Consider the following 12,697-nt stretch of genomic DNA (forward strand, 5'->3'; position numbering starts at 1 on the left):
TGCATCAATTATTGCTTTCGATTGCTCTCCCAATCACTTCGACCTCCTAATTCAATTTAATACGAGGGTCAAGGATGCGGTAAATGATATCAGCTAACAGATTCATCAGTATGACAATCGCTGCAATAATCATGACACATGCCTGAACAATCGCCATGTCACGCGTATTGACTGCCTGTATTAGTAATTGTCCTATTCCCGGCCATGCGAATACCGTTTCGGTGATTAGGGCTCCGCCAATCAGTGTTGATGTTTGTAGTGCGGTTATCGTTACAAAAGGAATAAGCGCGTTACGAAAAGCATGTTTATAAATCACGTGCACCGATTTAATTCCTTTGCTTTTGGCAGTCCGTATATAATCCTGATTTAATATTTCGAGCATGCTTGAACGTATCAGCCTTGTCATTTCAGCAGCAATCCCTGTTCCTAATGTGATAGCAGGAAGAATCAGGTGAGCAATACTCCCTCTTCCCGATACCGGTAATACACCTAATGTTACCGAGAACAATAAAATCAGCATAATACCAAGCCAAAAATTCGGCATCGCTTTTCCAACAACTGCAGCACCAGTAGCAATTAAATCAATACTTGAATTTTGTTTTGTCGCGGACCAGACTCCAAATGGTATAGCTATCATAATTGCAATCACAATCGCTGCAATCGCTAACTCAAACGTAGCCGGAAGCCGTTCTAAAACGACAGATAACGCATCTTGTCCATAGCGAAAAGATTCTCCAAAATCCCCTTGAATCATACGAAAAACATAGTTTCCATACTGTATATAAAAGGGTTCATTTAGTCCAAGCGATTCTCGCAACTGTTCAATTTCTTCCAATGCAGCATCCTCTGGAAGCATGAGCGCAACAGGGTCACCAGCAATAAAAACGAGTGTAAAAACAATAAATGAAATGATTAGTAAGACCGGAATAATTTGCAGCATTCTCCTTACGATGTAATGCATCATCTGTCGCCACCTTCCTGTTAGGTATGGAAAGGAAGAGTGGAGACATTCCCCACCCTTAGCAAGTGCTACTTTCTAGTAATCGAATCGATATAAATCATCTCATCCATCGTTGGCTTATAATCAATGTGATCAACCACCCCTATATTTATTGACTCTTGGTGCAAGACAAGGTGTGCGACATCTTCAGCAAGCAGTTCTTGAATTTTTATATATTGCTCATTTCTCTCCTCTGCATCCATATTTTGTTCAGCAGCTGCTAGCAATTCCTCTACTTCATCATTTCGATAATCAAGCTGTCCGATAAAACGATCATACCGGTAATAATCAAGTGCATTTGCGGCATCAAACATCGAATTACCAAGCCCTAATAAATAAGCGTCTTTGTTTTCTCCAGCGTTTCGCAGTTCAAGATAATTACTCCACTCCATAAATTCGATATTTATTGTTACTCCTATTTCTGCTAACATTCCAGCTACCATCTCTGCAATTTCCGCATCCTGCAAGTAACGTCCTCTAGGTGAATGAAGTGTCATTTCAAATCCATCTTTAAACCCGGCTTCAGCTAATAATTCCTTTGCTCTTTCCGGATCATAATTATACGTATTATATAAATGCTCTGCATGACCAACATCGCCCGGACCAACACGAGTTATCGTTGGTGTACCAGCACCTCCTAGTATATTGTCTACAATTGCTTGATTGTCGATTGCTAAATCTAGCGCTTCACGCACTCTCCTGTCTTCTGTTGGATAACCTTCCGTCGACCTTAAGAAAATCATTAATGTTCGATTGGAAATTCCTTGTGTTAAATAGGTCCCTTCATTTTCATTTACTCGCACCCAATCACTAGGTGGAATATTGACAGCCATATCGACCCCACCTGTCAGTAATTCGGAAACCCGTGTTGAATTTTCTGGAATAATCCGATAAACAATTTCATCCCATTCTTCATTTTTCTCATCAAAATAATCCCCATATGTTTTCAGCACAATCCGGTCATCCCGAACCCATTCGACAAACTCAAACGGCCCAGTCCCTATTGGATTTGCAAGAAAATGATCGAAGCCATTTTCTTCAATATAATTTGCAGGTAAAATACTTGAGCCAATTCTTGAAATACGATTTAACAGGGCAGGATCTGGTTCATGTGTATGAATACGAAATGTAGTGTCATCGATAACTTCAACCTCTTTAATTGTTTTATAGTTCGCATGGTCAAGCAGTGTCGTATCAGTTGCTACACGTTCCAGCGAATACTTGACATCAGCTGAAGTTAAGGCGTCACCATTATGAAACGTCACCCCATCCTTCAATTTAAATTCCCATGTTAAGTCATCGATATTTTCATAGCTTTCCGCTAAATCCGGCTCCATTTCTCCTGTTTCGTTATTTCGTTTTACCAAATAATTAAACATATTAATATGAATAGCTTCTGTTGAGGTATTATTGTGATTATGCACATCAAACGATACCATGTCTGTACCGAGTGCAATTGTTAGTGTACGATTATCTTCGTTACCTTCTTCCGTTTTACCAGCTTCCCCATTTTTTCCACCAGTACAACCAACTAAAAGCCCGATTGCAATAAACAGGATACAGATAAACCAAAGCTGTTTTCTCTTCATCTTATTGCCCCCTTTTGAAAAAAATTCTATTTCTATTGAAAATCAGTAAACCCATTATTTATTTTATTAAGGTGTAATTTCATTGGGAGAACTAGCGGATTGATGCGATGGATATACTATGAAAGTTGGCTGGCGAGAGGATAGATTAGAACTTCGGTTATATTCAATTGATTATATGTTATGGGATAAAAATTGATGATTATTTTTCGATAGGGGTGGGTTCGAATCGTTGGGATTTAAATTAATGTTATGTCCATGAAAAAGATGAGTAAGAAACAGTCATTCTACTCATCTTTTTCATGGCTTAGAAAACTATAAAATTTTAGTACTGTGGATAATTCAGGCCCCGAAACAGCCAGGTTCACGAAGCGCTAACTTTTTGTTATTCGTTATTAAGGAAATTTTCCAAATTACTATCGGCCAAGTGACCGGAACCCTGTCTCTTTTAGATTTGATATCAAGCAGGTATGCTTTTAATATTGCTTTAAATGCTGGATAAATCCAAAACTGTCTGTAAAACGACATTTACCCCTCGTTCACAATCTTCCCAGGATGTTAGTTCATCTTCGGCGTGGCTTTTTCCATTAACGCTTGGCACAAAGACCATAGCAGCAGGTAGATATGTCGCAATGAATTGCGCGTCATGTCCCGCACCGCTTGGTATGCGTTTATACGAGTAGTCTAGGGACCTGCAGGATTCCTCTAAAGAGTTTACTAGTTTATCATTAAACCATACTGTATCACGGTCCCAGAGTTTCGTTACCTTTACTTCACATTTTTCTTTTGTGTCCGATTCCGTTAATCCTTGAATAATGTCCTCAACTTGACTGATTGTAGCCGCTTCTTTATGACGAGCTTCAAGTGTGAAAACGACTTTATTTGGAATCACTGTATGGATATTCGGACTAACATTCATCCGGCCAATGGTATAAACAAGATCACTGTCCAATTTACTCATTTGCTCTCGTATTTCATTGATTAAGGAATTGGTTGCAAATAAGGCATCTTTTCTCATTTGCATTGGAGTAGTACCCGCATGGTCAGATTCTCCAACTACTTCAATTTCATAGCAGCACATGCCTACCACACATTCTACTACTCCGATATTGATGAATTCACTTTCTAAAACAGGACCTTGTTCAATATGCAGTTCCAAAAAAGCCTTTGCATCTGTCAAGCGGTTTTCTTTATTTCCTTTATAACCACTTGCATGTAAAGATTCGGCAAATGTGATGCCATTTTTATCGGTCGACCTCAACATCTCATCTTTATCGAACCTTCCTGATAAGACCCCTGAAGCCATTAGCGAAGGTTCGAATCTAGCACCTTCTTCATTGGTGATATTAGCTACCACGATTGGAATCTGTGGCTTAATATTATTTTCGACCAATACTCTTACTACCTCAAGGCCAGTTAAAACACCTAGTACACCGTCAAATCTTCCCCCTTTTTCTACGGAGTCCAAATGCGATCCGATAACAATTGGGGGCTTGTCATTTTCCACCCCTTCTAGCGTCGCATACATATTACCCATATCATCCCATTTTACCGTCATCCCTAACGCTTCACAGTCAGATTTAAAATGATCCCTTACTTTTATATCAATTTCGGATAATGCTAAACGAGTGACACCGTTATTATCTGTTCTTCCATAGTCTGCAAATTCTTCCACCGTTTGTTTTAATCTTTCTCCATTAATTAATACTTTTTGTTTCTCCACCGTAACTCCTCCTGGTTTTATTGTTTTTGAAGTTGTCTTTTAATTAGTAGTGTCGTTACATACTTTCTACTATCAGCATTCAAAAGCAGAATGGACTTCATTTTGATTAAGCCCTCTTTTCGGAACTCCACCTTATCACCGTCCAAACTCCCTGTAATCGCAGTGATTTTATAACCGTTATTAACAAACTCATCAATTAGCTGTTTTTCTTGTAAAAACGCTTGATAGCTTGACAATGTGATCCCCCTAATCTAATCATTCTATATTTTGCTGCTAAGATAGCATTTTCTAAATCCTATCCAGGGACTTTAAGTAATAGCGATATCCCTTTCCTGAATACAATCAACCCTCCTCTTCATTTTTTTGTAAATTAAAACTGAAAAGCTGCTTCATTATTTATTCATCAAGCAGCTACAGGAGATTTCATGAAGTTCATTTAAATGCTTTTAACTTTTTCTTCTTCATTCATTTGCACAGAATTAAATTTGGCTCGTTTTAAGAACTTCCCTGTCCCTAGTTTGGCTATTAATTCCTTGTCCTTGATGACATATTCTCCGCGAGATAGAACTGTTACGGGCTGACCAATTACCCTCATCCCTTCCAAGGCGCTATAATCAACGGCCGAATGATGTGTATCAACGGAAATCGTACGTTCCACATTTGGATCGAATAGGACGATGTCAGCATCTGTCCCAGGCGCAATCGTTCCTTTTTGCGGGAATAACCCAAACAATTTGGCAGCCTGCGTTGAGACCATGTCAACAAATTGATTAATAGAAATGCGTCCTTTTTTCACGCCTTCAGAGAATAGAACGCTAAAACGATCTTCGACAAATGGCCCACCATTTGGAATCTTAGTAAAGTCACCTTTTCCTAAATCCTTTTGTCCATCAAAGTCGAAGGAACAATGGTCGGAACCAATCGTTTGCAGTTCTCCACTTTTCAAGGCATTCCACAATACTTCCTGGTTAGATTTATCGCGTAATGGCGGAGACCATACATATTTTGCACCTTCAAAATTAGCTTTTTCCAGATAGGTTTGATCAAGTACTAAATATTGGGGGCAAGTTTCTCCGTAAACAGAGAATCCTTTGCTTCTAGCTTCAGCAATTTGTTCCACTGCTTCTTTACAAGTGACGTGCACTACATATAATTGAGAATTAGCTAATGCCGTTAACTTCGCAGCACGGCCTGTTGCTTCACCTTCCAGTTCTGGTGGGCGAGTTAAGGCGTGATAGATTGGATCTGTCTTGCCTGCTTTTAACGCTTCTTGTGTCAAGTGTTCGATAACGTCCCCATTTTCTGCATGTACCATAACTAATCCACCATGGTCTTTTGCAGTAATTAGGGTTTGGAAAAGTGTTTCATCATCTGCTTGTAAAACATTTTTGTAAGCCATAAATACTTTAAAGGAAGTCACTCCTTCTTCAATTATAGAAGGTATCTCCTGTAAGACATTTTCATTTGCTTCTACGATTTGTAAATGAAATCCATAGTCAATCACTGCTCTGCCTTCTGATTTAGCATGCCATTTTTCCAAAGCACTTTTCAGCGGTTTTCCTTTTTCTGTTAAACAGAAGTCTATAACCGTCGTTGTTCCACCGTATGCAGCTGCAATGGTTCCGCTTTCAAAATCATCTTTTGTTACAGTTCCGCCAAACGGCATCTCCATATGAGTATGCGGATCAATGCCTCCAGGGAAAACATAAAGTCCTGTTGCATCAATAACTTCTGCATAGACATCACTTAAATCTTGACCAATCGCTTTTACTTTTTCATCTTCAATTAATACGTCCGCTTGATACGTGTCTGTTGCTGTGACAATCGTTCCATTTTTAATAATTTTTTTCATCTATGATTCCTCCCTCATATAAAATTCTATCGACAGTAATTAGCGTCTTTCCAATATCTCAATTGCTGCTTGACGGTCATTCCAGGACATCGGGGCTTCAGTTGGAATTAAATCAATCATGTCAATCGCACCGTCCACCGGACAAACGATGGAGCATAGATTACAGCCAACACAATCATCTTCTCTTACCCTCAGAATATCATTTCCATTTTCATCTGTAAGCATATCAATACATTGATGGGATGTATCTTCACAGGCTATATGACATTTATTACAATTAATGCAGACATCATTATTTATACGGGCAACCACCTTATGATTTAAATCCAGGTTACTCCAGTCCGTATACTTTTCAACAGATTTTCCTATTATGTCACTTAGGGAATCAATTCCCTTTTCATCCAGATAATTTTCCAAGCCCTCTGTTAAATCATCAATAATCCGGAATCCGTGATGCATCGCTGCTGTACATACTTGTACACCACCAGCACCCATCAGCATAAATTCCACGGTATCTCGCCACGTAGAAATTCCACCAATTCCCGATATCGGGATATTCACTTCCGGATTTCTTGCGCACTCTCCAACCATATTTAATGCAATTGGTTTCACTGCTGGACCGCAATAACCACCGTGTGCCCCTTTTCCATTCACATTTGGAAGCGTGTTCCATGTATCCAAATCTACACCTATTAAACTATTAATCGTGTTAATCAAACTGATGGCGTCTGCCCCACCTCGAGCAGCAGCTTTTGCTGTTGCTGTTATATCTGTAATGTTTGGAGTCAGTTTCGTGATAACTGGAACCTCAGCAGCTTCCTTGGCATACATTGTCGTCATTTCTACTAAATCTGGATGCTGACCAATAGCTGAACCCATTCCTCTTTCAGACATGCCATGTGGACAGCCAAGATTTAGCTCAAACCCATCAACTCCGACGTCCTGAACTCTTTTTACAATCTCATGCCATTTTTCACGCTTAGGCTCTACCATCAAGGAAGCGATAATGACACGTTCAGGAAAAAGTTTCTTCGTTTCATAGATTTCTTTCAAATTAACATCTAGTGGTCGATCTGAGATTAATTCTATATTGTTAAAACCAGCAACTCGCTGTCCGTTAAAATGAGAGGCACCAAATCGAGAGGTGACATTTAATACTGGTTCTCCTAATGTTTTCCATACAGCCCCTCCCCATCCTGCTTCAAAAGCACGCTGTACTTGATATCCGGTATTCGTCGGGGGTGCAGATGCCAGCCAGTACGGATTAGGTGATTTGATTCCAGCAAAATTAATACTTATATCAGCCATTTACATCCTCCTTATATTTAATTAACTCTATTATGCATATCTGTTACAGATTCTTTAAAGCGTTCGTGAATTGCTAATGCCGTATCTTTTCCTTGTTGAGCAGCAGTTACGACCATTGCTTCTCCAAGCCCTTTGCCAAAAATCATATCTCCTGCAGCATACACTTTTGGATTAGATGTGATAAAAGTTTCTGGGTCAACTTTTACAACTCCGCCATTATGATTCAAACCAAAAGCCTCAATCATTTTCATATGTCTTGTTTGACCAATGGCTTTGACAACGATATCTACATCCATCAAGAATTCGGATCCTTCTTTTTCCACTGGTCGAGGGCGTCCATCTCCTTCAGCTTCATGTAACTCCATCTTCACGCATTCCATTTGTTTTACATGCCCATTTTCATCACTGATAAGACGTTTTGGATTGGTCAACCATCTAAATTCCACACCATCCTGTTTGGCAAACTCATATTCAAAATCATAAGCAGTCATTTCAGCTTCCGTTCTACGGTAAAGAATTTTCACATTGTCAGCACCAAGTCTCACAGACGTTGTCGCACCATCAACAGCGGTATTCCCTGCACCGATAACAGCAACACATTTTCCAATAAACTCCTCTGCATAGTCACCATTTTTCGTTCTTTCTACCAAGTCAATAGCGTCGTATATTCCTTCTAGTTCCTCGCCTTCAATTCCGAGCATTGGAACTTTGGACATTCCAATAGCTAGTACTATCGCATCATATTGTTCTACAAGATCATCCGCAAGAATATCCTTGCCGATTTCGGTATTCGTTCGAATTTCCACTCCTAAATTTTCCACTTGTTCCACTTCCCAAAGTGAAATATCTTTCGGTAGACGGAAAGGAACAATCCCAAATGTATCTAACCCACCAGCTTCACTTTTGGCTTCAAATATAGTTACTGCATAACCTAATCGAGCCAATTCACGTGCCGTTGATAAGCCAGCAGGTCCACTGCCGACAATAGCAACCGTTTTTCCATTCTTTTCACCTGCCTTAAATAATACTTCTTCATTCTTAATTGCCCAATCTGTAGCAAATCGTTGCAAATCCCCAATTGGAATAGGTTTGGTAGATTGATTTAGTACACAGGCACCTTCACAAAGTTCTTCTGTAGGACAAACTCGTGCACAACTAGCCCCGACAGGATTTGAATTCATAATCGTTGTTGCAGACCCCTTCAAGTTCCCAGAAGCAATCTTTTTAATGAACCCCGGTATATCAATCCCTGTTGGGCATGCTGTGATACAAGGTGCGTCATAACAATATAAACACCGATTCGCTTCATCCAGTGCTTCCTCGGAGTTAAAACTTGTTTTAGATTCCTCAAAGTTTGCTGCAAGCACCTCACCTGATATAAGATTTTTTAATAAATCACTCAATGATAAACCTCCCTTTATAACTCTTTTTAAAAATGAAATAGAAGATTACTATATATTCATGTTCAAAAAGGAGGATAAAAAGGACCGAGGTCGTCTAAGATTGCAACGTCCTTTTGCGACGCCGACACTAGCACATCCTGTGCATCGAAGTTCGAGGCGGCGTTGCTCCCCGTACCGGGCTTCCACAGGACGTGGACGGTTTTAACAGAAGTTCATTAAATCTTTTGGTACGTGAGGAACGGAAAAGCAGGCCAACGAGCTTCTCGCGTGTTGTGGTGACTTCGACGTTCGACACAGGATGTCTCGGTAGTTAGTCGAAGATCCTCTGTTCTCGATGTGTCATTTTTACCGGACTTTTTGAACAATCTCTATATACTTATGCGGTAACCTATTAGCAAATCACCATTTTAACTATAGCAATCTTCTTCATTAAAGCTTATTTGCTTATATTGCTGGAAATAATTATATAAATTCACTAGTGGTGTAAGAGAAGATCGAGAAAAGTGTGATGCCAAAAATTTAATTAGTATGACGTGAATTTACTAGAGGGTATCTTTCATCCATTTCTAAAATAGCGAATATTCCATTAATTAATTTTAATAATTTAATCTTAACAACTGCCCTACAATTTCGAAGAATTTTCTTCCTTTTTTTTGACATTAGAAAAATTTATATTTTACTTATGTCAAGCTAATTATACGGGGCCAGATCGAATATTTTCTGTAACCGATCCCCCAAACAGATTAAATTTATTTTATCCTTCCTTCGCTATTCCTTGAACTTTACTTCAAAACTTAACAGAGCTTACCATTAACAATTCTGATAAGCTCCGTTATATGTTACCTAGGTGTTAAACCCACTTCGTCGTAATAACTTTCTTCCTCGTATAAAAATGCAATCCATCTTTTCCGTTCGCATGAAGGTCGCCATAAAACGAATCTTTCCATCCAGAGAATGGGAAGAATGCCATTGGTGCAGGTACTCCGATATTGACACCAAGCATACCTGCATCAATTGTCTCTCGGAACCGACGAACACTTCCACCATCCTTGGTGAAAATACAAGCACCGTTCGCAAAACGGGATTGATTGGATAAATCAATTGCATCATCCAAATCCTTCACACGCGCGATTGATAATACTGGTGCGAAGATTTCATCCTGCCAGATTTTCATTTCTGAGGTTACGTTATCGAAAATTGTTGGTCCAACAAAGTAGCCTTTTTGCTGAACTGCTTCATCATTTCGACCATCACGCACAAGTTTTGCTCCTTCTTGTTCTCCTGTTTCAATATAGTTCAGTGTTCGCTCTTTATGTTGCTCTCGAATCACTGGTCCTAGGAATACACCATCATCTAGCCCATTGCCAATTTCGATTTCATTGGCTTTTTGCGTTAACAGAGAAATAAATTCATCCGCAACGGAATCTTCAACCGCAACGACTGATGCTGCCATACAACGTTCACCAGCGGAACCAAATGCTGCATTCATGATTTGTGTTGTTGCATTATCTAAGTTAGCATCTGCCAGAACGATCGAATGGTTTTTAGCCCCAGCTAAAGCTTGCACGCGCTTCAGGTTATCCGTTCCGCGTTTGTATACATATTCTGCCACAGGCTGCGATCCAACAAAAGAGATTGCTGCTACTTTTTTATGATCCAGTAAACCATTAACGACATCATGTGCTCCATGCACAATATTAAACACACCTTCTGGTAAACCTGCTTCCTCTAGTAACTCTGCTAAACGATTTGCTAAAAGCGGGGTACGTTCAGATGGCTTTAAAACAAACGTATTTCCAGTTGCGATTGCCATCGGGAACATCCAGCAAGGCACCATCATTGGAAAGTTAAATGGCGTAATCCCACCAATAACACCGATTGGATAGCGGTATACACCAGACTCTAATTCTGTTGCAATCGATGGAAGCTGTTCTCCCATCATTAAGGACGGGGCACCTGCAGCAAACTCTACATTCTCAATTCCACGTTGCACTTCACCATATGCTTCCGCGTAACTTTTTCCATTTTCAATCGTAATGATTTTCGCTAATTCTTCCCAATTGTCTACGAGCAACTGCTGATATTTAAATAGAATACGGGCACGTTTTGGGACCGCTACTTCTTTCCATGATTGGAACGCCTCAGCGGCTACCTGTACTGCATGATCAACATCCTCTTTTGTTGAGACAGGTACGTTTGCAATCACCTCACCTGTTGCTGGATTGTACACGGCTTCCGTTTTATCTGTATTCGCTTCTACCCATTTTCCACCGATATAGTTTTTAACTTCTTTTACTGCTGTTTGTGTCAATTGAAATCCTCCTAGCTTCATCTTTTAGAAATATAGATTTCTTCTAGTCTAGCATTTTTATCCCAATAGGTTGACTAATCTGCACCTACTGATTTTTCCGAACACTTAACTGTTAATTTCCCTGGTTATGCATTTTGTTAGTTATCAGCATTCTCACTAAAAACTTTTCGTAAAACAGAAATAATAAAATCAATATCTTCATCTGTAGATGATAATGGAGGGCTTAGCGTCAAAATATTGTTATAACCCGCAACTGTATCTCCATTCTTACCAATTATCAATCCTCTGTCTTTACAATCCGCAATCAGCTTTCCTACACGTTCCTTTGAGCCTGGTTCCTTCGTCAGCTTATCTTCAACAATTTCGATTCCAGCGACTAAACCTAACCCACGTATATCCCCAACATAATCATAAGCTTTCAATTCATCTAATCCATTTAGCAAACGTTCTCCTAATTCTACAGATCGGTCAACTAAATTTTCTCTCTCCATAATTTCAATATTTTTTAATGCTACTGCACAAGCAGCTGGATTTCCACCAAATGTATTCACATGACGAAAATGGCTATTCTCTTCATTGCTTTTAAATGCTTCGTAAATATCCTTTCGAACTGCTGTTACCGATAGTGGTAAATAGGCACTCGTTAAGCCTTTTGCCATCGTTATCATATCTGGCTTAATATTAAAATGTTTATGTCCGAAAGATTTACCCGTTCTTCCAAACCCGCAAATTACTTCATCAATGATAAGAAGAACACCATGGCGCTTACAAATTCTCTCAACCTCTTCCACGTATACAGAATGTGGTATTAATACACCGCCGCCAGTAATTAATGGTTCCATAATAAGCGCGGCAATCGTTTCCTTTTGTTCCCAAATAATTGTTTCTTCTATTTCTTTCGCTTTTTGTAAATTATATTCCTCAATTGATACTCCTTCTGGTTTCCGGTAGTTATCCGGTGGTGCAACATGTAAAAACCCAGAAGTCAGCGGTTCATATTTATATTTCCTTAATGCCTGGCCTGTTGCAGATAAAGCTCCCATCGAGCTTCCATGATAAGCACGATAACGAGAAAGAATTTTGTAGCGGTTTGTATCGCCATTCTGTTGATGATATTGACGAGCGATCTTAAATGCTACCTCATTCGCATCTGAACCGCTGTTGGAATAAAAGATCATATAATCATCGTCAAGCAATTCATTTATTTTCTCTGCTAACTGAATCGCTGGAAGATGGCTTTGTGTCATTGGAGTGTATGCCATTTTTTTAACCTGTTCATAAGCAGCTTTAGCTAATTCCTCGCGTCCATAGCCAACATTGACACACCATAATCCAGACATTCCATCAAGGTACCTGTTTCCTTCATGATCTGTAATCCAAGAACCTTTCCCTTCCTCTACAATCATTGGCGCATTTTCTTTACTATAGGGTGAAATATGATGCCACACATTTTGACGATCTTTTTCAACTAATGTTTGTTTTTGAAGCGTTTCCATTTTACCTTCTCCTTCCAT

9 protein-coding genes are annotated in these 12,697 nt (G+C 39.5%); all 9 read right to left on the minus strand.

What is annotated here, in order from left to right:
* Window positions 1-46: 46 nt before the first annotated feature.
* Window positions 47-964, minus strand: coding sequence for an ABC transporter permease (locus NST46_RS00985; RefSeq protein WP_095310946.1), 918 nt, complete (start codon window positions 962-964; stop codon window positions 47-49).
* Window positions 965-1,029: 65 nt separating this feature from the next.
* A complete protein-coding gene (locus NST46_RS00990) occupies window positions 1,030-2,589 on the minus strand; it encodes an ABC transporter substrate-binding protein (RefSeq protein ID WP_341136591.1) in 1,560 nt (519 codons plus the stop codon).
* A 484-nt stretch (window positions 2,590-3,073) separates the two neighbouring features.
* The gene (locus NST46_RS00995; RefSeq protein WP_341136592.1) at window positions 3,074-4,309 is read right to left on the minus strand and encodes a Zn-dependent hydrolase; all 1,236 of its coding nucleotides are present in this window, start codon (window positions 4,307-4,309) and stop codon (window positions 3,074-3,076) included.
* Window positions 4,310-4,326: 17 nt separating this feature from the next.
* Window positions 4,327-4,545, minus strand: a complete 219-nt coding sequence (locus NST46_RS01000; protein ID WP_095310952.1) for a hypothetical protein — start codon at window positions 4,543-4,545, stop codon at window positions 4,327-4,329.
* A 200-nt stretch (window positions 4,546-4,745) separates the two neighbouring features.
* Window positions 4,746-6,161, minus strand: a complete 1,416-nt coding sequence (hydA, locus tag NST46_RS01005; protein WP_341136593.1) for a dihydropyrimidinase — start codon at window positions 6,159-6,161, stop codon at window positions 4,746-4,748.
* A gap of 39 nt (window positions 6,162-6,200) precedes the next feature.
* Entirely contained in the window at window positions 6,201-7,469 is a 1,269-nt protein-coding gene (preA, locus tag NST46_RS01010; protein WP_118889792.1) for an NAD-dependent dihydropyrimidine dehydrogenase subunit PreA, read from the minus strand.
* A 17-nt stretch (window positions 7,470-7,486) separates the two neighbouring features.
* Window positions 7,487-8,872 (minus strand): NAD(P)-dependent oxidoreductase, encoded by a 1,386-nt coding sequence (locus NST46_RS01015; RefSeq protein WP_285844637.1) that lies wholly within the window; start codon window positions 8,870-8,872, stop codon window positions 7,487-7,489.
* A gap of 850 nt (window positions 8,873-9,722) precedes the next feature.
* The gene (locus NST46_RS01020) at window positions 9,723-11,183 is read right to left on the minus strand and encodes a CoA-acylating methylmalonate-semialdehyde dehydrogenase (RefSeq protein WP_095310960.1); all 1,461 of its coding nucleotides are present in this window, start codon (window positions 11,181-11,183) and stop codon (window positions 9,723-9,725) included.
* 137 nt (window positions 11,184-11,320) lie between these two features.
* The gene (locus tag NST46_RS01025; protein ID WP_341136594.1) at window positions 11,321-12,679 is read right to left on the minus strand and encodes an aspartate aminotransferase family protein; all 1,359 of its coding nucleotides are present in this window, start codon (window positions 12,677-12,679) and stop codon (window positions 11,321-11,323) included.
* Window positions 12,680-12,697: the final 18 nt, after the last annotated feature.

The sequence above is a fragment of the Oceanobacillus sp. FSL W7-1309 genome (assembly GCF_038002145.1).
Classification (GTDB): Bacteria; Bacillota; Bacilli; order Bacillales; family Amphibacillaceae; genus Oceanobacillus; species Oceanobacillus profundus.

Bases quoted from the DNA above. Each gene is read 5' to 3' on its own strand.
- NST46_RS00985 (WP_095310946.1), bottom strand. From the start codon at position 964: ATGATGCATTACATCGTAAGGAGAATGCTGCAAATTATTCCGGTCTTA.
- NST46_RS00990 (WP_341136591.1), bottom strand. From the start codon at position 2,589: ATGAAGAGAAAACAGCTTTGGTTTATCTGTATCCTGTTTATTGCAATC.
- hydA (WP_341136593.1), bottom strand. From the start codon at position 6,161: ATGAAAAAAATTATTAAAAATGGAACGATTGTCACAGCAACAGACACG.
- preA (WP_118889792.1), bottom strand. From the start codon at position 7,469: ATGGCTGATATAAGTATTAATTTTGCTGGAATCAAATCACCTAATCCG.
- NST46_RS01025 (WP_341136594.1), bottom strand. From the start codon at position 12,679: ATGGAAACGCTTCAAAAACAAACATTAGTTGAAAAAGATCGTCAAAAT.